This window comes from Robinsoniella sp. RHS, assembly GCF_001029355.1.
In the GTDB taxonomy this organism is placed as follows: domain Bacteria; phylum Bacillota; class Clostridia; order Lachnospirales; family Lachnospiraceae; genus Robinsoniella; species Robinsoniella peoriensis.
This window is the reverse complement of record NZ_JNGB01000132.1, coordinates 24,553-46,191: the sequence shown is the minus strand read 5'-3', so window position 1 is coordinate 46,191 and position 21,639 is coordinate 24,553. Positions and strand designations below refer to the sequence as shown.

Sequence of the window (21,639 nt, the reverse complement as noted above, 5' to 3'; positions counted from 1 at the left end):
TGTTCGCCCATTAAAGCGGTACGCGAGCTGGGTTCAGAACGTCGTGAGACAGTTCGGTCCCTATCCGGGCGTGGGCGCAGGATATTTGAGAGGAGCTGACCTTAGTACGAGAGGACCGGGTTGGACTGACCTCTGGTGTACCGGTTGTTCTACCAAGAGCATGGCCGGGTAGCCAAGTCGGGAAGGGATAAACGCTGAAGGCATCTAAGCGTGAAGCCCCCCTCAAGATGAGATATCCCCCGCATAAGCGGTAAGACCCCTTGAAGACGACGAGGTAGATAGGTTAGAGGTGGAAGTGCAGTAATGTATGGAGCTGACTAATACTAATAGGTCGAAGGCTTATCCATAAGGTTTAGGATAATGTCAATAAAGTTGATATGATCAACGAAGTTGGTAATGCAAGAACGGATGATAATTTGATGAATTTCTGTATGTGGTTTTGAAGGTATATGGCTTTTCAAAAAAGCAGTATAATCCTCGATAGCTCAATGGTAGAGCATTCGGCTGTTAACCGAAGGGTTGTTGGTTCGAGCCCAACTCGGGGAGCTAAGTACTTAACAAAATGGCTAAGTATTTAAAAGGATAAAAGGCAAGTAAAGCAAGGCTCCATGGTCAAGCGGTTAAGACACCGCCCTTTCACGGCGGTAACAGGGGTTCAAATCCCCTTGGAGTCATTTGATTTGATTAAATTATTTTTAGGAATATTTGATCATCGGGATGAATATAATAGATAATAGATACGGCGACATAGCCAAGTGGTAAGGCATGGGTCTGCAACACCCTGATCACCAGTTCAAATCTGGTTGTCGCCTCTTTAGAAGCTCTAGAAAGAATACTTTCTAGAGCTTTTTGCATTCATTATATTTGAGAGTATAGATATAATAATAAAAACAAATCCGAAATTCAGTTATATGTGTTATTATATATACATGTTATGTTATTTTATACACTGGAAAAATTGTGGAAAGGAAGTACATGATGCATAACCCTAACAGTCAGGAACAAACTATTTATCGCATACTTGCGGGGCAGATACAACTGGGTTTTTTTGATGACGGAGAGCATTTTCCATCAGCCCGGGATATTGCAAAACGCTATCAGGTTTCGTATTGCCCTGCACAGCGGGCTCTCAAAATGCTTGAAAATGATGGGTTTATAAAACTTAACAGAGGCAAAGCCACCTCTATATTATCGAAACCATATGAAAATTATCTTGAAAGTGATACTTTTAAAAAACGTACTGCTGCATTACTTGACTTAAGTAGAAGTCTCAAGTTAATTTTACCGGTTATCTGTTATCAGAGTTTGTATCATATTGAAAAGTTATACCCAGACATTTCAGAGACATTTATTTATGGAGGTGTTTTTGTTGACAGGCATTTGTATCAGCAATTTGAAAAATGTTTGCATGCACTCATAAATCAAACAGCATTCAGCCTTTACTATGATGTCCTTATTTTTGCCGAAAGTTCCTTTACGGACGTACTTTATACCCATTGCGGAAAAAGTGAAACGGTTTTGTTTTTGCAGGATATAAATGAGAAATATGTTCAGTGCATATTTGAGTTTCAAAAGGGAAACAGGAGTCTGGTAAAACAAAAGGTAGAACAATTAATTGAAAAATTATTTAATAAAATAGAGAACTGCTTAGAAGTATTCGCAGCGAACCTGGAAAGTGCGGGTCAGGAATCCTTTTGTTGGGAGCCTCGTAAAGGACGAACCAGATACTGCGATATCATTGCAATTGACATGATATGTAAAATTAATCAGGGGGACTATCCGATTGGGGAACTGCTGCCTGGCACTTCAGCATTAGCAGATGTTTATCATGTATCAGAAATCACGATGCGCCGTACCATCGGCTTACTGAATAAACTGGGCGTAGCAAAAACAATGAATGGCGTAGGAACCAGGGCAATTGCTCATGGAGAACCCGAAACGCTGTATAATGTGAAGGGGTTAATGCTGGAATATAAATTGAAAACTTTTCTGGAAGCCATGCAACTGCTGATTATAACAAGCGAACCCGTTTTTCAGTGTGTATTTCCTTATATCCCGGAGAGATTATTGGATTCCATTGGGGAAGCAATATCCATATCAGATGAAAAAAGATCTCTGGTTGCAACGCTTAGTGCGGGATTGCAGGCGGTAGTTCATCATTGTCCACTTGCTGCGATACGCGAAATTTACAGTAAAATCACGTTGCTTTTATTAAATGGAAGTATTCTGCGTATAGAGGAAAGCGGTGAAGAACCAGTCCTCCATTGGTCAAGTATATCACATGACATAAGGGAAAGCATGCATGCCAGGAATAGTAAACAGTTCGGACATGCATTCCGGGAATTAACGGAGAATAATTATGATGTCATCAATATGACGATTACGTAGATTGGGAAAGGATTTTTTTTTATTCCATAAAAAGCCATGAGTATCTGGGGGCAGTATCAATGAAAATTTAAGTTTATGATGCTGCACCCGGCAGATGGTTTGTTTATCATTCAGAGATAAAAAAAGCCCGGAAATTCATAATTTCCGGGAAAATTAAGAGGCGACAACCAGATTTGAACTGGTGATCAGGGTGTTGCAGACCCATGCCTTACCACTTGGCTATGTCGCCGCATCTCTTAACTATTATATTCTACCAAATCCCAATTTATACGTCAACTACAAATTTTATAAAACTTCTATATCTTCTGTATTAAATGATTGATTTTCTTTTTACTTCCCAATATAATAATTATACAGTCATATAGCTAAATTTACTATCTGTATTTCAATCACCAAAAACGGTATATTATGCACCTGCTATTGAGCTTTATGGGGGCTGTGCTATAATGAAGCCAACTCAGGAGGGAGATCAGTATGAAGGTCAGTAGTAAGGGCATAAGCTGATTCTACCGGGGGATAGATCATGTTGGTATATAAACGCGTACAGATAGGAGGATATTATGAAGAAGAGAGCTAAATTAGTAGTCATGGTATTAGGAATAGCGCTGGCAATAGCTGGCTGCGGACAGGACAAAAGCAGTACGGCACAAAGTGAAACGGTGACCCAGGTTAGTACTCAGGGAAGTACCGGGGAAACAACGCAGGAAACAAAAGAGAGCAAAGCTGAAACAGAATCCGTAAAAGAAACAGCAGTAAATACCGGATCAGAGGCATCGAGTGAGGCTGCAAAGGAAACCGGGAATGGGGAACAGAGCGATTCTGCCGGAGCAAGTGAGGATGAAGGAAAACTGCTGGAACAGGCAAAGGCATTTGCAAATGATATTGTAGCCGGAGATTATGAGAAGATAAAATCGGATTATCAGTTTGAAGACCAGTTAAAAGAAGTTTTGGATAATGGACAGCTGGAACAGTCTTTAGCACCGGCAATTGCCGCATCCGGGAAGTTAAATGTAATGAAAGAGGCATGGGTCAGCAGCCGGTCACAGTATACGAATGTAGAGGTTCCATGTGATTTTGAAACTCAACCCTGGAATATGGTGATCAGTTTCAATAAAGAAGGTAAAATCGGCGGAATCCATACAGGAGAGTATAAGGAAGCTTCGGAAGAAACATCCATGCCGGAAGGCGTAAAAGAGACTGCGATGAATTTAAAAGTAAAAGATGGATGGGAATTGCCTGGAATCTTTACCCAGCCGGAAAATAAGACCGAATATGCAGCCGTGGTATTTGTCCACGGCTCTGGTTCGTCTGATAAGGATGAGTCACTGGGACAGCTCAAGCCGTTCCGTGATCTGGCATGGGGGCTTGCCCAGAAGGGTGTGGCATCTTACCGCTATGATAAGATCAGTTATGTATACGGAAAAGAGCTTGCAGCCGATCCGGATTTTACGGTATATGACGAAACGGTTAATGATGCGGTGGCTGCCGTTAAAATGCTAAGAGAACAAAAGGGGATCACAAAAGTGTATGTGGTAGGACATAGCCAGGGCGGACAGATGATGCCGGCAATTGCAGAAGCAGCGTCGCCGGATGGATGTATTATGATGGCAGCTCCGGCAAGAGGATTTGCAGAGACGATAGAGAGACAGTGTAAATATCTTCAAAGTCTGGAGAAGAATCCTACAGAAGAGGTAACTAAATCTTATGAGAATATGTTTAAAGAAATTGACAAGATGAAAAATATTGACTCTCTGGGAGCTGATGAAAAGATAATGGGACAATCGGTTAAATACATGAAAAGTATTTTTGATTTCGACAGTATCAAGGAGGCAGAGAAGATGACCATGCCTGTTCTCGTTTTGCAGGGGGCAGAAGATTATCAGGTTACAATGGATGACTTTAAAATATGGGAGGAACATTTTAAGGAAAAAGCTAACTGGGAATTTCAATCCTTCCCTGGCTTAACCCATGTATTTATGCCCGGTAAATATGAGGACGGAGCAGCTAATTATCAGGGAGAGAAGCATATACCGGAAGAAGTCATGGCAAGTATAGCCACGTTTGTGGAAAAATAGAAGGAGGTATCCAATGCATTACCAAGATTTACTGTTCGACCTGGATGAAACTTTATTTGATTTTAAAGCATGTGAGCAAAGAGCACTCCATGTAATATTTGAGCGGTACAATATTGAATTCACTAAGGAATTGATGGAGTGTTATTCCAGGATTAACCATCATATGTGGCATGAGTATGAGTTTGGAAATGTTACAAGGGAGGAAGTACTGGATAAGCGCTTCCGGCTAACTTTTCAGGAACTTGGAATCAAGGGGATTGCGGATAGCTTTGAAGAGGAATATCAAGATGAGCTGGCAAATGGGGCAATGATGAAAGAGGGTGCTTTAGAAGTCGTGAAACATTTGAGTGAGAACCACCGTTTGTATGTAGTATCAAATGGGGTGGCTACTACCCAGTATGCCAGACTTCATGCAAGCGGACTGTATCCTTTCTTTGAGGCATATTTTATCAGTGAAGAAGTGGGATACCAGAAACCGCAGATTGAGTTCATGGAATATGTAAATGCTCATATTCCCGGTTTTGATCAGTCAGCTGCCCTGTTAATCGGTGACAGTGAAGCAAGTGATATTCAGGGGGCTGTGAATCTGGGGATACATTCCTGTATCATCGGAGGTAAAAGTGCCCTGGCAACATATGAGATTAGCCGGCTGGATGAACTATTTGACATTGTGGATTAAAAGAAAGATTTCTTATACTCGGAAGGGTCATGGCTCTGGGATTAAAACAGACGGAACTGAATTAGATAGCAGCCCAAGAAAGTGATACTTTTACACAAGATAACAGGATGACATCTGAAATAATACAGGTATAATAATATTAAATAATATTTTATGGTTAGAGTAAAACTGCAAATAATCAGGTGTACACAATCAAGTATGCGGTTAAATATACAATGCCAGGTATCGAAGGTGAAAAGGAGAAAATCAGTATGCAGCAGGAAGCAGTCAGAATACCAAGGGAAGAATATCACAAACGTTGGGAGAAGGTTCAGAAGATAATGAAAGATCATCAATTGGATGTAATCCTGACTTATAGTGATGACAGAGCCACACATGGCAATGCATATGCCAGATATTATGCGGATTTACCAACCCATTTTGAAAATGTGCTGTTGATGTTTTTGGCAGACAGTGACCCGGTCATTTTAACCGGACCGGAAACGGAAGGGTATGCAAAAGAGATTTCTGCAATTCAGAATATCAAAGTTTTATCTGAATTTTCTGCTGAGGATGAAGACTATCCATTTTCTGTGGTCGAGCCCCTGGAGCAGATTGTGAAGCAGTGTGTGCTGAAAAGTCCCGAAAGAGTTGGGATTGCCGGAAAGCTTTATATGGGGGCGGAACTCTATGAGGCGGTTGAAAGTGCTTTCCAGTCAGCAAAACTGGTGGATGCAGATAAACTTCTGGAGCCGATGAGAGGTGTGAAGTCCCGGGCAGAGATCGCAGTGATACGAAAAGCTTATGAAATTGCAACAGCAGGTATGCAGGCGGCGGTTGCGGCAGTGCGGCCGGGTATTACAGAGCGTGAAGTTGCTGCGGAGGCTGAATACGTAATGCGTAGAATGGGATGTGAAGGATATGGGATTGATCCGATTGTTGCTTCCGGACAAAATACCAGGCATATTTTAGCACGCACGACGAATCGCAAGATTGAAGAAAATGATGTGGTTGTTATCACACTGGCACCCCGGTATGAAGGCTATCATGGGGCCTGTGGAAGAACAATACTCGTTGGAAATCCAGGAGAAAAGGTAAAAGCGGCTGTTGATGCAGCGATTCGGGCGCAGGAGGTATGTGCCGAAAACCTGCTTCCGGGAAAAATAGGAAGTATGGTGGAAGCAATGGGAAGACAGGTCATGAAGGAGGCGGGGTATGAGAAAAACTTTATGTATTCCGGGCTTCATAGTATTGGGGTTATAGAGTTTGAACCGCCTATACTGGGACCGTCCAGCAGTGTAATGATAGAGAAAGACATGGTTATTTCCGTTGATATTCCATTATTTGAGGCTGATATTCCGGGGATGCGTTTCGAGGACGGATACCTGATCCTGGAACATGGTATGGAAAAATTGACCGATATTCCATTGCTTATTCAGAAATAATAAGATTATATAGCTATATAATGGCGGCACCCATCTGGGCGCTGCCTTTTTTGACTATTTGGAAAAACGATGGGAAAGCATAGGCACAGGTATAATACGACAGGTAAACTACACCTGCTTTTACTTGTTATTTTTTGAATGATAGGCTATAATGTCCCCATAGAATTTATATTGAAGAGTTTTATTCCGGATTTTCATAATATAGGAGTATAAGAAAAGCAATCAGACTTGAACTGACAGATTCAATGGCAGCAGGGAGGAATTTATGAAGGAATTGAAAACGAAACGTCTGATCATCCGTAGATTTCTGGAAAGTGACTGGGAGGACCTGTATGAATATCTGGCGGATGAAGAAGTTGTGTATTATGAACCATATGAGGTTTTTTCCAGGGAGAAGTGCCAGGAGGAGGCCAGAATCCGTTCGGTCAGCAAGGCATTTTGGGCAGTGTGTCTCCAGGAAAACGGGAAAATGATCGGGAACCTTTATTTTGAAAGAGGAAAGTTTGATACCTGGGAGATTGGGTATGTATTCAATAATAAGTACCAGGGGCGGGGATATGCGGCAGAGGCGGCAAAGGCACTGCTGGAAGAAGGGTTTCAGAATTGGGGAGTCCGCCGCGTGGTGGCTAAGTGTAATCCGGGGAATCAGCAGTCCTGGAAACTGATGGAACGTCTTGGAATGCGAAGGGAAGGATTTTTGGTTAAGAATATTTTCTTTAAGTCTGATGTAAATGGGAAACCAATATGGCAGGATACGTATGAATATGGAATTTTAAAAGAAGAGTGGGAATTTGATAGAGACATGTAGTACAGAAGCTGCAGAGATAGAATTAAAACTTTTATGTATGCCCGGTTTGCGGATTTATAATGGAAGAAACAGATGAAATAGCAAAATGTCCGGTATACGGAGTACCGGTAAAACAGTTCTTGAAATTTTAATATAAGCGTGTTTGAAAAGAAGTTTGGTCTTACTTTTCATACACGCTTTTTATATTAATTATCTGACTGCAGCGCCTCATAGCCTGTTTCACAGGTACGGATTTTCATTGCACTTCGGATTTCATAACAGAATATCTTTCCATCGCCCACTTCTCCTGTAAAGGCGGCTTTTTGAATGGCATTTATTACCTTTTCCTCCCATTCTTCTGAGGATACTACAATTTCGAATTTAATTTTAGGCTGCATCATCAGATCTACCTGGGTTCCACGTACGATTTCTTTGTATCCGCGCTGTACACCGCAGCCCATGACCTGGGAAATGGTGATCCCATTTACCTGAATTGCATCCAGAGCTTCCTTTACATCTTCAAATTTTTCTTCCCGTACGATTGCTTCTATTTTAATAATCATGAATGAATCCTCCTGTTTCTTAATCAAATCCATTGAAAGATGGATAAGCGCTTTCGCCGTGTTCTGAAATATCAAGACCAAGCTGTTCCACCTTGGGAGTTACCCGAAGTGGTGTGAACAGTTTTACAATTCCCACACAGATTAAGGTTCCTGCTGCCGCAACGGCAATGGATATCAGAATGCCAGTGATCTGTGCCATGAACAGGCGGGTATCCCCAAATACCAGACCATCCCATTTTGCCGTACTGTTAATGGAGCTTCTGGCAAACAGGCCGGTTGCAATACCGCCCCATATTCCGCCTATTCCATGGCATCCAAAAGCATCCAGGGCATCATCTGCTTTCAGGTGCTTTTTAATAAAAGTTACGGTAACATAGCAGATTGGGCTGACCAGTCCGCCAATTATAAATGCAGACCAGACGGGGACGAACCCGGCACCCGGTGTGATTGCTACCAAACCTACCACAAGGCCGGTGGATGCACCTACGATGGTTGGCTTACCTTCTTTTATCACATCGATCAACATCCAGGATAATAGAGCAGTTGCTGCAGACAGTGCAGAGGTTATAAATGCATGAGCAGCCAATCCATTTGCACCAAGAGCGCTTCCAGCATTGAATCCAAACCATCCAAACCAGAGCAGTGATGCACCAAGAACCACAAATGGAATATTGTGTATCCGGTATGAAGTGGTCTCGTATCCACGCCTTCTTCCAAGGAAGAGTGCAAGAAGAAGTGCGCTGACTCCGGAACTGATGTGAACTACGTTACCGCCGGCAAAATCAATGGAGCCAATAGCTGAAAGGAAACCGCCTTCGCCCCAGACCATATGGGCTAACGGATAATAGACGATGACAGACCATAGGCATATAAACAGGAAGAGAGCTTTAAACCGCATACGCCCAACCAGGGCACCTGTAATCAGAGCAGGAGTGATCATGGCAAACATCATCTGAAATGCAGCAAATACCAGATGGGGCAGAGTATCGGAATATGGGCCGGCATCCATTCCCACCCCTTGAAAGGAAAACCATCTGAAATCACCGATAATGCCAAGATGATTTCCGCCAAAGGAGAGGGAGTAGCCAAATAAAATCCACATGACAATGGACAGCCCCATTATAGAAACGCATGCCATCATAGTATTGCATACATTTTTGCGCCGCACCAGCCCGCCGTAGAAAAATGCCAGCCCCGGTGTCATAAGGAAGACCAAAGCGGCTGAAATTAAAAGAAAAGCAGTATCACCAGTATTCATAGAAAGACCTCCTAACAGATAGATTTAGTGTAATGTCGCATTTATAAATAAAAAAGGTGTTCAGATAACACGTATGTATTATCTGAACACCTTCGTTCGGATGTATCATAGCACAGTTCATTTTAAGATGCAAGAAATATTTGTAATTCATTGGAAATCCGTAGGAAATTAGATTTGCAGAAATAAATTTATAGATTCCTTATATTTTATTGTTATGATCATGATATAAAAGTGAAACAGATAAAGAATTTAGTTTATAGAGTCTGAATTTTCACCAAGGTTCCAGTAGTCCATAAATCAGCAGTGTGATGAACTACTGGATATTGCAGGAACGTGTATCATGAAATACAGAGAGGAAGGAAAACATGAAAAAAGGAATAAAAATATGGATGGCTGCAGCAGTTGCAGCGGTATTATGTATATCTGCGGCAGGATGCGGTTTGCTTAAAGAAGCAGTTAAAAGAAACCGGGAAGGAAAAGAGCAGTGTACAGTTAATGAGGAGGATGCGTCCAGGTTTTATATGGGTAATAAAGAATATACCATTCTGGAGGATACGTTAGGGCGGGATCAGCTGGGGGACTGGATTGGCTATATACAGAAATATGTATATCTAAATGATCAGAACCAGGTTGTTCTGGAAAAAGAGATAGAAGAAAATTTGACGGATATGGCAGATCTGGGAAAGGAACTGCCTGAAAATTCGGATTGTATGGTCACATTTTTGAATGTATTTCAGTTGAAGGATAGCCAGACGGAAGATGATGTAGTGATTGATGTGGGAAATGGATTTCATAAGGCTGTCACTCATCCGGATGATGAGCAGAAATCCAGGATTATTTCTTTTGAAAGGATCGAGGCAGAAGGTGCGGATGCCTGGAAAGTGAATTCCCGGAACTGCAGGGAGTTGTTAAGGGGGAACCAGATCTATGAGATCACAGATATCCAGGTGCCAGAAGCATCAGATGGAAAATACCTGGGGAATTCAGGGGAGCATTATATATTTGATAACAACACCGGGCGGGCAATTCCCAGGGCAGATCTTATGGAAATTGAAACGGTACCGGGGCGGCTTTCCAGGCAGCAGAGAATGGATTGGTATTATGGAGGAATATATAGCTTACCGGGTGTGGAAGAAGAGGAAGCAGTTGCAGTAAAAATTAATGATCAGTTTTTAAAAGCAGTAATAAAAAAGGAGCAGTAAATTGTAATTTTATAAATGGGGTATTTTATGATTTCGGTTATAACCAACATAAAGATGCGAAAAATCTTGTCAAAAATGACAGATTTTTCGCTTTTTTAATTGGTGGAATCAATTGATAGAAAATACCAGTAAGGGAAATTACTGTTTCGTGGCATAATAATTATGAAAATAGATGTAGATGGAGGGAATAAATTGAAAATTCGACAATATGGATACGTTCGTGTATCAACGAAAGAGCAGCACACAGATCGTCAGATGGCGGCAATGGATGTGCAGAAGAAGTGGAACCATACCTGAACCACCCCTTCTTCTCAAAACGTTCCCGGTATTTTTTCTTTATTCACATCTATTACATGGAATACGGAGACTGGCAGGGAAGCATGAGATTCTCCGGATGTAAAAAGGCAGTACTGTTTCGGGGGATTTTGGAATTGCTCAGGATTATGCTTCAAGTAATGGAGGTTACCGATTGGGGTACTGGATCAATGCACAGCGGGAACGGAAGCGCGGTATACGATCCTACAGTCTGGATGATGAAAAAGTAGAGAAACTTAATCAAATAGGTATGCTGTGGGGACTTCGCAGCATGTGCCTCCGGGAACAGGATAATATACCGGCTAAATAAAAGTCTGACTGCACCAGCTAAAGAAGCTGATGCAGTCATTTTCATTTTTATATACAGTTTATGAGTAAGCTTATAGTAATACCAGATGATTCTTCAAGTCATCCAAAGTCTCCCGTTCCCTGATTACTACCACTTCTCCGCTTTCCCGTATTAAGATTTCAGCTGGACGGAGGCGGTTGTTATAGTTAGAACTCATAACATACCCATAAGCGCCTGCATCCAGAATGCCAAGAATGTCACCTTCCTGGATTTCCGGCAGGTGCCTGTCTTTTGCCAGTATATCACCGCTTTCGCAGATATTGCCCACAATGGTTACGGCTTCTTCCCGTTCAGAAGGTGTATCGCTTCCACGATAAATCTCCACACCATGATATGAATCGTATAAAATAGGTCGTGACAGTACATTAAATCCTGTATCACAGCCAATATATTTATTATTATAATTATATTTTATGGAATGAACCTCACTCAAGAGCACACCGCATTCGGCACTGATATAACGGCCTGGTTCGATGCGGAAAGTAAGCTGTCTTCCATATTGTTCGCTGAATTTAAATAATGCTTCATCAATTTTCATGCCCAGCTCTTTCAGATCCAGAGGTGCTTCTCCATCTTCTTTCTTATATGGGATGCCAAAGCCGCCGCCCATATCTATAAATTCCAGCTCCGGGAATTGTTTTGCTATTGCAAATAAAGAACCCAGACTTTTGACGAAAGCGTCTCCGGTCATAAAAAGTGAGCCGATATGCTGGTTGATACCTGCAAGAGTAAGCTGAAATCTCTCCAATATTTCTTTTACCTGAGGTATAAATACCGGGTCCACACCGAATTTTGTTTTCTTTCCTGCGGTTACTACTTTTTCATGGTGTCCTGCACCGACCCCGGGGTTAAAACGGATTGCCACACGGCTTCCTGGTGCCAGGCGTCCATAGCGTTCTAACTGGCTGATGGAATCCACGCTTACCAGAACACCTTCTGAGATGGCATACTGCATTTCCTCATCGGATACATTATTGCCGATATAGAATATTTCGTCTGAAGTAAAACCGGCCAGTTTTTCAATATAAATCTCTCCCGGTGACATGGCATCTACTTCCAGGCCTTCCGACCTTACAATCTGGAGAAGAGCAGGATTGCTGTTTGCCTTTGCAGAAAAATCCACTACGAATTTTGGATAGGTGACCATGTTTTTAAGATCACGGCAGCGCTCTCTTAAAATTCTTTCATTATATACGTAAACCGGTGTGCCGTAAGCGGCTGCTAATTCTACCGGATTCTGATTTTCAAAAAAATGTGTCTGATCAGTTACTTTTGTGTAAATCTTTTGCATGCTGTTACCCCCATGTATTTTTTGTATTTATTGTTTTGATTAGAGCGTGTTTGTTGTTTGAAATTGTGTTCAGGTTAATGTATGTTAACGATAAAAGAACTTTATCTTGACTTATTATAACGTTTTCTTTATGATTTGTATAATGAATCTTTATGGAGAAAATAATCGATAATATCGATAGTAAAGGAGAACAGAAAACCGTTGAATATTGAAAATTTAAAAACATTTCTCACTCTGTCGGAACTTAAAAATTTTACCCAGACGGCAGACCAGTATTATATTGTTCAGTCCACTGTAACTAACCGCATTATGGAATTGGAAAAGGAACTGGGGAAAAAGCTGTTTATCAGGCAGAAGAAGTCTGTGGAACTGACAGAAGAGGGGAGGCGGTTTCTTCCATATGCCAAACGTATTGTGGAGCTGGAACATACGGCAGTTATGGAACTGGGGATGCTGCACAGCTTTGCGGAACACCTGCGCATAGGGACGGTTAATACAGTGTACGACTGCCATTTAACAAAATGCATGTCGAGGATATTAAGGGAATGTCCTGACATTTCGGTAAAAGTAATTATTGACCACTCCAATAAGCTGATCAGGATGCTGCAGGATGGGACTTTGGATGTGATTTTTACCTTTGTACCCACAGAGAGAACCGGATTTACCTGCATTCCATTTCAGACTGATGAACTGGTACTGGTAACTTCGTGGAATAATACAGAATATGAGAAAGGCATTACCAGGGACATACTGCAGAATCTGTATTATCTCTACTGTGATTTTGTATTAGGTGAGGGGGGCAATTTTATGCGGGATATATTCCCGAAAAAGAACCCGTTTCCATTTGAAATTGATAAAAGTACAAAATTGCTCCCATATCTGCTGGATGGTATCGGATACAGTTTTCTGCCCCGCAGTTTTGTGGGGAAGTATCTTGAGGATCAAAGGTTAAGAGAAATTCCGCTGCTGGATTTTGCTGCGCCTGTAATCCAAAGTTATTTCATTACGAAAGATTTAAAGACGCAGAAAAAAGCAGTGGCGGATTTTAAAAATATGATTTATACAACGGGGTAATAATGGAGGTGTCAGCCCTCCTATTCAAACCATTCATGGTTATAGTGATTCAGGAATTCGTCAGCCTCTGTGGGACCGTTGGTTTCTGGTGTATAAGGATATACGGGAAGGTTTTGCTTATAGTAAACTTTACGTATATTCTCAATAAATTTCCAGCTTGTTTCGATCTGATCCCACTGTGAGAACCAGGAGCGTTCACCCTGCATGCACGCGTCCAGCATACGTTCATAAGCTTCCGGTGTATTGATCCGGAAAATATCCAGACAGCTCTGGCAGAAATCCATTTTGGTCTGAACGATCTCATCCGTATCACCTGGGTTTTTGATATTAAACTGGAGATATACGCCTTCTGTCGGCTGGATTTTTATATTTAAAATATTTGGCGCTATCTCAGGTGAAGAGCGGCGAAAAACAATTGCCACATCCATTTCCCTGTGTCCCAGTTTTTTTCCGGTACGTATATAAAAAGGCATGTTTTTCCAGCGTTTATTCTCTACAAAAAGGCGCAGAGCCGCATAAGTCTCTGTAGTGGAGTTGGGATCAACATTTTTTTCTTCCAGATATCCTTCGTATTGCCCCAGGAGCAGGGAATCTTTAATATTTTTTGCTTTAACAGGCCGCAGAGACCGTAGAACTTTAATCTGTTCCGCGTGCATTTCCGAACCGGAAAATTGTTCCGGCTGCTCCATGGCTACGATGGATAATATCTGAAATAGATGGTTCTGGACCATATCTTTTAGTGCTCCGCTGGAATCATAATAGCCGCCTCTTGTCTCAACGCCTACATCTTCCAGTGCAGATATCTGGATGCATTCAATATGCTCTGCACTCCAGAGATTGCTGAAGATAGGGTTGGTAAAGCGTATTGTCTGGATATTACGTACCATTTCTTTACCCAGATAATGATCAATGCGGTAAATATGATCAGGAGAAAAAAATGCCTCCATTTTTTGATTCAGTGCATCAGCAGCAGCCAGATTTTCACCGAAAGGTTTTTCAATGATCACCTTGCCGTTTTCCGCACCGTCTACGCCGGTCAGCCCTTCTACAATAATACCAAAGAAGCGGGGGGCTACGGCAAAATAGAAGATATGGGAATAAAGCTGATGTTCCTGATAATAACGGTTTAGTCCTTCATATGCTTCCTTATCCGAAAAATCCATCTGGTAATAATGGATTCTGGATGCAAATCCGGCAAAATCCTCTTCTGTATAAGGAAGTCTGGAGAATTTAGATACCCAGTCCCGGGCAATTGCCCTGTAATCATCATCGCTGTAACTGCGTCTTCCGATAATTACAATCCGGTCGTCTGCACCAAGGCGCCCGGAAACACACATATTATAAAGAGCCGGTAAAAGCTTACGAAATGTCAGATCACCTGTTCCGCCGAATATTGTAAATGTCAGATTTTGATTCATGATAATTTCCCCCAATCGTGATGGAAGCTGCCATCTCTGTCGATCCGCTTGTAAGTGTGGGCACCAAAGCAGTCCCGTTGTGCCTGAATCAGGTTTGCCCCTACTGCATCGCCACGAAAAGCGTCGATATAGGAGAGTGCATTGGCCATTGCAGGCATGGGAATGCCATTGTTGATTCCGGTAATTACCGCAGTTCTGAGGCTTTTTAAGTTATGATCAATTCTGGATAAGAAAAAGTCATCCAGGATCAGATTATCTAATTGCGGGTTTTTACGAAAAGCAAGAGTAATATCGTTTAGGAATTCCGCCTGAATAATGCAGCCTGCCCGGAAAATTGCTGCAATATTACCGAAATCCAGATTCCAGTCATATAGGGAAGAAGCATCTTTTAGCATGGAAAAACCCTGGGCGTAAGCTGCTATCTTGGCAGCGTAGAGTCCTTCCCGGACAATTTCCCCGAAGTATTCATCATGTTGTTTCGAAGCAGATACAGACGGTCCATGGAGGCGTTCGCCGGCTTCTTTCCGTTCCTCTATACGATTCGACATAATTCTTGCGTTGCATGCGGCTGTAATCATGGAAATATCAACGCCCTGTTTTAAAGCTTCAATACTTGCCCATCTTCCTGTGCCTTTCTGCTGGGCACTGTCCAGGATATAATCCAGAAGTTCGCCTTCCTGGAAATCATCTTTTTCATGGAAGATGTCTGCTGTGATACCGATCAGATAGCTTTGCAGCTCGCCCTGATTCCACTGTGCGAATATGTCCCCAATTGCCTGATTATCGTATCCGCCCGCATGTTTCAGCAGAAGATATGATTCTGCAATCAGCTGCATATCCGCATATTCAATACCGTTATGAACCATTTTTACATAGTGTCCCGCACCATCAGGTCCCATGTAACTGCAGCAGGGTTCTCCTTTTGCACGGGCGGCAATTGCTTCCAGGACAGGCTTGATTTCATCGTAAGTATCCCTGTTTCCACCCGGCATAATGGACGGACCGAAACGCGCTCCTTTTTCACCGCCGGAAATGCCTACACCGTAGTAATGAATTCCTTTTTCTTCTAATAAAGTGTACCGTCTCCTGGTATCTTCAAAAAATGAATTTCCACCATCCATTATAATGTCACCCGGCTGAAGTAAAGGGATTAATTGTTCAATTACAAGATCTACTGGTTTTCCCGCCTGTATCATCAGCATAATTTTTCTGGGAGCTGCCAATGCCTCGACCATCTCTTTCAAATCATAATAAGGTGTAAAATTTTCATGTGGGTGGTCTTGTATAAGTGTATCTGTTACCTCCCTGCTTCTGTTATACCCGCCAACCATAAAACCATGGTCCGCCATGTTAAGTGCCAGGCTTCTGCCCATAACTGCTAATCCTATAATTCCTATATCTAATTTTTTCATTCTGTATACCTTAAGCATTGCATGTTCCTTGCAATACTGCCACATTTAGTTATACTGAAGGATAAACCCTGTGGCATCCTTTCTATTTTACATTTTCCTTCAGCTATATGAAATTCATGTTCAGCGGATTTAGGATATATCCCAAAATACCCGCATCATTTAGCGTAAATCTGATATTTAACCGGATCATCTGCTTTTTGTTTTTGATAGTGTTTCTGCTTCTAAAATAATGCCAACTCCTTCGGCTATGGGAACTCTGGAACAGACATCCTCCAGAAATCCGGTAATGCTGTTTCTGCACAGACATACCATTTCATTTGAAGTACGGTTAACCGTTATAAGGTAGCGACCATTAGGTGAAAGAATAAAATCCCTGGGATGGCTGCCCTGACAGGAAGCATATTGAATTGCCTTAGGAAACTCACTGGTAAGGGATATTACCGTAATCATGTCAGCCCCCCGGACGGAAACATATAGAAAATGCTCATCCGGTGAGAGGCGGATTGCTGCAGATGCGTTCTCACTGCCGCTGTGGCTTTCCGGGTTCAGAACTGAAATCTGTGACAAACGCCGGAAATCCAAATCATCGCTCAAAGCAAAGGTAAACAATTCATTACTGCGTTCACTGACTACATACAACCGGTTATGGCTCATATTGAATATGCCGTGTCTGGGTCCGCTGCCTTTCGGAAAACTTATGGTACCGGCAGTCTGATAGTCAGCGGATGCATCAAAGATACGTATTTCATCCATTTCCAGACAGGGAACCAGCATATAATGGCTATGGAAAAGTATTTGATGGCAGCCCGCCAGAGGTGCAATTTCAATTTTTTTATAAAGGATAAGGCCTTCCGTCTCTTTTTGGTAAATGCAGACAGTGCCTTCATGATAATTGGCTGTGTAAATACATGAGCTGTCCTGATATAGAAAGCATGCCGTTTTATGCTCTGCCAATAACTCCATGCATACCTTTTTGTGTTCCGCAGATAACTCTGTTTTTCCCTGCATAAAGGAGGATTCTGAAGCGGTATCCAAAAGACAGACCCCTGCCTTGCCGTCTTTTTCCAATGGCACAGCCAGAGAGTTTTCCCAAAGAGCGGCACATTTTGCGTTTCTTGCCGGATAAAATAAGGATGGATCCGTTAGCGCTCCTGTAATTGTATTAAATTGAAAATGAAAAATTCCCGGACTTTTTTCTGAATAATATGTTCCGATATACCCATTTAATATGTTCATGACAATCCTCCCTGATGATAGATGCTCGAAGACTCCTGTTTTATGAGTCATATCTGAAATATTAGTGTAACCTCTGACATTTCAAATATTCCCAGACTTCATGATATCCGGCACATTTTGTATATAAATATGCGGAATTTGATAATGACAGATCAAAATATGAAATAAAAACAGGCAGATTTTTCGATTTGTAATAACTAGTAAAATACTAGTAATAGTAATTATTATTGTTTTATTATATGCTTTCAGGAAGAAAGTGTCAAGATAATAAAATATAATATAAACGATCTAAGCCTGATTCAAAAATCCATTCATCAATTGGTACATCCTCTTTGCGGCAGTAATGTAAAAATAAAACACCCCTGGAATCACATGAAATTTTAAAAATATGTATCGACAGAACGGCAAAATAGTATATAATGAAAACAGTGGTAAAAATAACATATAAAACAAAACATGCAGAGCAAAGGAGAAAAGATAATGAAGATGATTTCAATTGAACAGGATTTGCAGCAGAACACATATCCGGGAAGAGGAATTGTAATCGGCAGATCAGCAGATGGAACCAAAGCAGTGACAGCTTACTTTATCATGGGCAGAAGCGAAAACAGCAGAAACCGTATATTTGTAGAAGATGGTGAAGGAATCCGTACACAGGCATTTGACCCATCCAAGCTCACCGATCCAAGCCTGATTATCTATGCACCGGTTCGTGTACTGGGCAATAAAACCATCGTGACCAATGGGGATCAGACGGATACCATCTATGAGGGAATGGACAGACAGATGACTTTTGAGCAGTCTCTTCGCAGCAGAGAGTTTGAGCCGGATGCGCCTAATTACACACCTCGTATTTCCGGAATCATGCATTTAGAGAACGGAAAATATAACTATGCAATGTCAATTTTGAAAAGTGACAATGGAAATCCGGAATCCTGTAACCGTTATACCTTTGCATATGAAAACTGTGTAGCAGGAGAAGGACATTTTATCCACACCTACCAGTGTGATGGCGATCCACTTCCAAGCTTCGAAGGAGAGCCCAAATTAGTGGCAATCCCGGATGAGATTGATGCATTTACCAATACATTATGGACAAGCCTGAATGAGGATAATAAGGTTTCTCTGTTTGTACGTTTTATAGATATAGCAGACGGTACTTATGAGACAAGGATTGTAAATAAGAATAAATAAGAATTTCAGAGCAGTGGAAAAGGAGCGGATTCCCGAAAATATCGGGAACCGCTTTTTTTAATTGACAGTAAATTTCCATAAGCCGGTTTGATTTGCAAATACCACAGGTTTATCATATAATCGGGTTAGCCCCTAGACATTTGTAAACAGAGAGGATCTATAAGATATATGAAGATCTGTAAGGAACATTTCAAGGAATTTATAAAAGCATATCATGAGGATGAGGTATTCTATAAAAATCTGTACGAAGAAGAACATTTGCGGCCGGATGGATTTGAAGATTTTGTAGCCAGGATAAACCGGGAGTATATCAGGGAACATGAACTGTATGTTCCGGCTATACATGGAAAATGGCTGAACTATTTAAATGAAAATGAACTTTTTGGAACTTCATCGGACCATATTGTAATCCAGAAACACTACCGGTATTCCCCGGAGTACATTCATGAGCATGAATTTTATGAGATATTCTATGTATACGAGGGAACCTGTGAAAATACGATACAAAATGTGAAATATGCATGCAGTGAGGGGGATGTCTGCATCCTGCCCCCCAAAACAAAACACAGCATCGCAGTATTCGATGACAGTATTGTTATTAATATTATGCTTAAGGCAAGTACTTTCCACGAAGTATTTTTTGATATTTTCACCGGAAAGAATGTGTTGTCTCAATTCTTTGCCCATATTCTTTATGATAAGACGGAGAATAATTATCTGTTGTTCCATACCGGTAAAGATGAGGGAATACGTTCTCTGGTGGAAGATTTATATATGGAATATGAAGAGCGGGTAAAGTATTTTGAAACAATTATGAAAAATCAAGTCATGACGTTTTTTTGCCTTTTGCTCCGGAACCATGAAAATCATATGGAAAGTTTTCTGAATACGAATCATAAGAATCTGGATATGCTGGAGGTACTGAATTATTTCCAGAATCATTATGCCGGGATAACGCTGAAATCAGCGGCGGAACATTTTAATTTCAGTGTCCCCCATTTCAGTAAATTGATTAAGGAGAATACGGGGCAGAACTTTGTAGAGATCTTAAAAAATATCCGACTGGAGAAGGCATGCTATGCTCTGGAACATACAGACCTGAGTATTATGACTATTTGTGAAATGATCGGTTATCCAAATCCGGAGCACTTTTCCAGGCTGTTTAAGAAGGAATTTGGAATGACTCCGGGAGAATTTAGAAGAAGAAAAATCATATCTTAAAAAATATCAAGTCAAGACCATAAATTAGACCATTGGAAGTTTGAGGCTGTGGTGTTAAAATCAGATATAATATAAAGAAACCCACAGCAGACGAAAGTTTCAGATTATGGGTGCTCCGGAATGAATCGGGAAGCACCGCAGATTACAGGAGGTCATAAAGATGGCGGCAGTAAGCATAGACTTAGAAATGAAGCGTAAAGTAAATCAGAAATTTGTGGACAAGGCGATGAAATACAGTCCTGAATTAATTGAAAAAATCATAAAACCAGTAGATATTGTAACGGTTAAAGAAAATGGACAGACAGAACACCGGGCAGATGTGAGTGAAATGGGAAACATTGCTCTTAAAAAAGGAGACTCTATTGTACTTGATTTCGGGGATCATCAGGTAGGCTACTTTACCATGAGGTTAAAAAGTGTAGGCAGCCCGCAGGATGCGCCGGCTTATCTCAGGCTGAAATTCGGAGAAATAGCAAAGGAACTGACAGAAGATTCCTCAGAATATGACGGATGGATCAGCAGAAGCTGGATACAGGAAGAATTTCTGCATTTAGATGTACTGCCCCAGGAAATTACCCTGCCTCGTCGTTATGCTTTTCGCTACTTAGAAATCTATGCTATAGATACTTCTATGAAGTTCCAGGTGGTAATTGAGGAAGCATCCTGCAGAGCCGTTGCTTCTGTAGATATGGATGACTTGCCGAAACTGCCAGGTGTCAGTGACCAGATCAGCCGGATGGATCAGGTGAGCCTGCGTACCCTGCAAAACTGTATGCAGGATGTATTTGAAGACGGTCCCAAGAGGGATAGAAGACTGTGGATTGGAGATTTAAGGCTTCAGGCATTGGCTAATTATGCAACTTTCAAAAACTTAGGTCTTGTAAAGCGCTGTATGTATTTGTTCGCCGGGCTTACCAGAGAAGATGGGGCGATCGGGGCCTGCCTGTTTACAGAACCGGAATATCTTGTTGATGATACATTTTTATTTGATTATTCGCTGTTCTTTGTTTCTATCTTAAAGGACTATTATCATGCTTCTGGTGAGCTTGCGGTTGTGGAGGAACTTTGGGATAGTGCATACCGCCAGATTGAGCTATCCAGAAAACGCCTGGATGAAAATTATGTGATACAGGACGATGAAGGATTCTGGTGTTTTGTAGACTGGACAGATGGACTGAATAAACAGGCAAGTGCACAGGCAATTTACATCTATACGTTAAATGCGGCAATTGAACTAACTGAAATTCTGGGAAAAGACCAAATGAAAATGGAACTGGAACAGGAAAGAAACCGCTGTATCGAAGGCGCGAAAAAATGTCTTTGGGATGAAGAGTCCCAGGTGTTTATAAGCGGAAAAGACAGACAGATTTCATTTGCCAGCCAGGTGTGGATGATTCTGGCAGGGGTTCTTCCTATGGATGAAAGCCGTGCACTGATCAATCGGATTATCAGAATGCATCCCGAAAAAGGAATGGTAACACCATATATGAACCATCATTTCGTAGAAGCACTTCTGCTCTGCGGTGAAAAAGATAAGGCAATGGATTACATGACTTACTATTGGGGCGGAATGGTGAACCAGGGAGCAGATACTTTCTGGGAAATGTATAATCCGGAAAATCCGGAGGAATCACCATATGGATCTTCCATGGTGAACAGTTACTGCCATGCATGGAGTTGTACGCCGGCTTACATTCTAAGAGAGCTTCTTTAGAAAAAGCAGCATTACAAAACCCCGTAGGAATTTGTATCT

General features: G+C 41.6%; 17 protein-coding genes, 4 tRNA genes, 1 rRNA gene and 1 pseudogene. 16 read left to right on the top strand and 7 right to left on the bottom strand.

The genetic code is table 11. The features are described 5' to 3' along the window. From RHS_RS25430 to RHS_RS25410, 5 genes are all read left to right on the top strand, one after another. Positions 1-347 (top strand): 23S ribosomal RNA (locus RHS_RS25430); the annotation flags it as partial. 127 nt (positions 348-474) lie between these two features. Next, positions 475-546, top strand: a tRNA-Asn gene (locus RHS_RS25425). 56 nt (positions 547-602) lie between these two features. Further along, positions 603-674: transfer RNA gene (locus tag RHS_RS25420), tRNA-Glu, on the top strand. Between the two features lie 67 nt (positions 675-741). Next, positions 742-812, top strand: a tRNA-Cys gene (locus RHS_RS25415). 163 nt (positions 813-975) lie between these two features. After that, positions 976-2,388 carry a GntR family transcriptional regulator gene (locus RHS_RS25410; protein WP_395023538.1) on the top strand — a complete coding sequence of 471 codons (1,413 nt, stop codon included), beginning with the start codon at positions 976-978 and terminating at the stop codon, positions 2,386-2,388. A gap of 158 nt (positions 2,389-2,546) precedes the next feature. Here RHS_RS25410 and RHS_RS25405 read toward each other — a convergent pair. Beyond that, positions 2,547-2,617, bottom strand: a tRNA-Cys gene (locus tag RHS_RS25405). Between the two features lie 331 nt (positions 2,618-2,948). Between RHS_RS25405 and RHS_RS25400 the strand changes: the two genes are divergently transcribed. From RHS_RS25400 to RHS_RS31985, 5 genes and pseudogenes are all read left to right on the top strand, one after another. After that, positions 2,949-4,463, top strand: coding sequence for an alpha/beta fold hydrolase (locus RHS_RS25400; protein WP_047834757.1), 1,515 nt, complete (start codon positions 2,949-2,951; stop codon positions 4,461-4,463). Positions 4,464-4,476: 13 nt separating this feature from the next. Continuing rightward, a complete protein-coding gene (locus tag RHS_RS25395) occupies positions 4,477-5,142 on the top strand; it encodes a YjjG family noncanonical pyrimidine nucleotidase (RefSeq protein ID WP_047834756.1) in 666 nt (221 codons plus the stop codon). 251 nt (positions 5,143-5,393) lie between these two features. Continuing rightward, the gene (locus RHS_RS25390) at positions 5,394-6,566 is read left to right on the top strand and encodes a M24 family metallopeptidase (RefSeq protein ID WP_047834755.1); all 1,173 of its coding nucleotides are present in this window, start codon (positions 5,394-5,396) and stop codon (positions 6,564-6,566) included. Positions 6,567-6,831: 265 nt separating this feature from the next. Continuing rightward, positions 6,832-7,374 (top strand): GNAT family N-acetyltransferase, encoded by a 543-nt coding sequence (locus RHS_RS25385; protein ID WP_027295844.1) that lies wholly within the window; start codon positions 6,832-6,834, stop codon positions 7,372-7,374. A 44-nt stretch (positions 7,375-7,418) separates the two neighbouring features. Beyond that, positions 7,419-7,505, top strand: a pseudogene (locus RHS_RS31985) (hypothetical protein); the annotation flags it as partial. A 54-nt stretch (positions 7,506-7,559) separates the two neighbouring features. On the opposite strand, the gene RHS_RS25380 reads toward RHS_RS31985, so the two are convergent. Both RHS_RS25380 and RHS_RS25375 read right to left on the bottom strand, forming a co-directional pair. Beyond that, a complete protein-coding gene (locus RHS_RS25380; protein WP_395023537.1) occupies positions 7,560-7,916 on the bottom strand; it encodes a P-II family nitrogen regulator in 357 nt (118 codons plus the stop codon). 19 nt (positions 7,917-7,935) lie between these two features. Then, complete coding sequence (locus RHS_RS25375; RefSeq protein WP_047834754.1) at positions 7,936-9,174, bottom strand: ammonium transporter; 1,239 nt, start codon at positions 9,172-9,174, stop codon at positions 7,936-7,938. A gap of 365 nt (positions 9,175-9,539) precedes the next feature. Here RHS_RS25375 and RHS_RS25370 point away from each other — a divergent pair, with 365 nt between their 5' ends. Both RHS_RS25370 and RHS_RS31980 read left to right on the top strand, forming a co-directional pair. Beyond that, positions 9,540-10,376, top strand: coding sequence for a NisI/SpaI family lantibiotic immunity lipoprotein (locus RHS_RS25370; RefSeq protein WP_047834753.1), 837 nt, complete (start codon positions 9,540-9,542; stop codon positions 10,374-10,376). Between the two features lie 430 nt (positions 10,377-10,806). Continuing rightward, positions 10,807-11,001 carry a helicase associated domain-containing protein gene (locus RHS_RS31980; RefSeq protein ID WP_083267287.1) on the top strand — a complete coding sequence of 65 codons (195 nt, stop codon included), beginning with the start codon at positions 10,807-10,809 and terminating at the stop codon, positions 10,999-11,001. 70 nt (positions 11,002-11,071) lie between these two features. Here the strand turns inward: RHS_RS31980 and lysA are convergent, their stop codons facing one another. Further along, positions 11,072-12,331 (bottom strand): diaminopimelate decarboxylase, encoded by a 1,260-nt coding sequence (gene lysA / locus RHS_RS25365; protein WP_044293568.1) that lies wholly within the window; start codon positions 12,329-12,331, stop codon positions 11,072-11,074. Positions 12,332-12,532: 201 nt separating this feature from the next. Between lysA and RHS_RS25360 the strand changes: the two genes are divergently transcribed. Beyond that, on the top strand, positions 12,533-13,405 hold the full coding sequence (locus RHS_RS25360) for a LysR family transcriptional regulator (protein ID WP_044293569.1): 873 nt from the start codon (positions 12,533-12,535) through the stop codon (positions 13,403-13,405). Positions 13,406-13,425: 20 nt separating this feature from the next. Here RHS_RS25360 and zwf read toward each other — a convergent pair whose 3' ends face one another. The 3 genes from zwf to RHS_RS25345 form a co-directional block, all read right to left on the bottom strand. Then, positions 13,426-14,823 carry a glucose-6-phosphate dehydrogenase gene (gene zwf, locus RHS_RS25355; RefSeq protein ID WP_044293570.1) on the bottom strand — a complete coding sequence of 466 codons (1,398 nt, stop codon included), beginning with the start codon at positions 14,821-14,823 and terminating at the stop codon, positions 13,426-13,428. After that, on the bottom strand, positions 14,820-16,235 hold the full coding sequence (gene gndA, locus RHS_RS25350) for an NADP-dependent phosphogluconate dehydrogenase (RefSeq protein WP_047834761.1): 1,416 nt from the start codon (positions 16,233-16,235) through the stop codon (positions 14,820-14,822). Before gndA ends, zwf begins: the two co-directional genes overlap by 4 nt. A 186-nt stretch (positions 16,236-16,421) precedes the next feature. After that, entirely contained in the window at positions 16,422-17,471 is a 1,050-nt protein-coding gene (locus RHS_RS25345; RefSeq protein ID WP_047834752.1) for a beta-propeller fold lactonase family protein, read from the bottom strand. Positions 17,472-17,951: 480 nt separating this feature from the next. On the opposite strand from RHS_RS25345, the gene RHS_RS25340 reads away from it, so the two are divergent. From RHS_RS25340 to RHS_RS25330, 3 genes are all read left to right on the top strand, one after another. Continuing rightward, positions 17,952-18,665 (top strand): IMP cyclohydrolase, encoded by a 714-nt coding sequence (locus RHS_RS25340; protein WP_044293572.1) that lies wholly within the window; start codon positions 17,952-17,954, stop codon positions 18,663-18,665. A gap of 168 nt (positions 18,666-18,833) precedes the next feature. Further along, positions 18,834-19,886 carry an AraC family transcriptional regulator gene (locus RHS_RS31975; RefSeq protein WP_395023536.1) on the top strand — a complete coding sequence of 351 codons (1,053 nt, stop codon included), beginning with the start codon at positions 18,834-18,836 and terminating at the stop codon, positions 19,884-19,886. Between the two features lie 160 nt (positions 19,887-20,046). Then, complete coding sequence (locus tag RHS_RS25330) at positions 20,047-21,600, top strand: family 78 glycoside hydrolase catalytic domain (RefSeq protein ID WP_047834751.1); 1,554 nt, start codon at positions 20,047-20,049, stop codon at positions 21,598-21,600. Positions 21,601-21,639 lie beyond the last annotated feature (39 nt).

What these genes read in the sequence shown, in the direction of transcription:
- RHS_RS25375 (WP_047834754.1), bottom strand. Translation starts at nt 9,174, where the DNA reads ATGAATACTGGTGATACTGCTTTTCTTTTAATTTCAGCCGCTTTGGTC.
- RHS_RS25390 (WP_047834755.1), top strand. Translation starts at nt 5,394, where the DNA reads ATGCAGCAGGAAGCAGTCAGAATACCAAGGGAAGAATATCACAAACGT.
- lysA (WP_044293568.1), bottom strand. Translation starts at nt 12,331, where the DNA reads ATGCAAAAGATTTACACAAAAGTAACTGATCAGACACATTTTTTTGAA.
- RHS_RS25380 (WP_395023537.1), bottom strand. Translation starts at nt 7,916, where the DNA reads ATGATTATTAAAATAGAAGCAATCGTACGGGAAGAAAAATTTGAAGAT.
- RHS_RS31975 (WP_395023536.1), top strand. Translation starts at nt 18,834, where the DNA reads ATGAAGATCTGTAAGGAACATTTCAAGGAATTTATAAAAGCATATCAT.
- RHS_RS25410 (WP_395023538.1), top strand. Translation starts at nt 976, where the DNA reads ATGATGCATAACCCTAACAGTCAGGAACAAACTATTTATCGCATACTT.
- RHS_RS25340 (WP_044293572.1), top strand. Translation starts at nt 17,952, where the DNA reads ATGAAGATGATTTCAATTGAACAGGATTTGCAGCAGAACACATATCCG.
- RHS_RS25370 (WP_047834753.1), top strand. Translation starts at nt 9,540, where the DNA reads ATGAAAAAAGGAATAAAAATATGGATGGCTGCAGCAGTTGCAGCGGTA.
- RHS_RS25330 (WP_047834751.1), top strand. Translation starts at nt 20,047, where the DNA reads ATGGCGGCAGTAAGCATAGACTTAGAAATGAAGCGTAAAGTAAATCAG.
- RHS_RS25385 (WP_027295844.1), top strand. Translation starts at nt 6,832, where the DNA reads ATGAAGGAATTGAAAACGAAACGTCTGATCATCCGTAGATTTCTGGAA.
- RHS_RS25400 (WP_047834757.1), top strand. Translation starts at nt 2,949, where the DNA reads ATGAAGAAGAGAGCTAAATTAGTAGTCATGGTATTAGGAATAGCGCTG.
- RHS_RS25345 (WP_047834752.1), bottom strand. Translation starts at nt 17,471, where the DNA reads ATGAACATATTAAATGGGTATATCGGAACATATTATTCAGAAAAAAGT.
- RHS_RS25395 (WP_047834756.1), top strand. Translation starts at nt 4,477, where the DNA reads ATGCATTACCAAGATTTACTGTTCGACCTGGATGAAACTTTATTTGAT.
- zwf (WP_044293570.1), bottom strand. Translation starts at nt 14,823, where the DNA reads ATGAATCAAAATCTGACATTTACAATATTCGGCGGAACAGGTGATCTG.
- gndA (WP_047834761.1), bottom strand. Translation starts at nt 16,235, where the DNA reads ATGAAAAAATTAGATATAGGAATTATAGGATTAGCAGTTATGGGCAGA.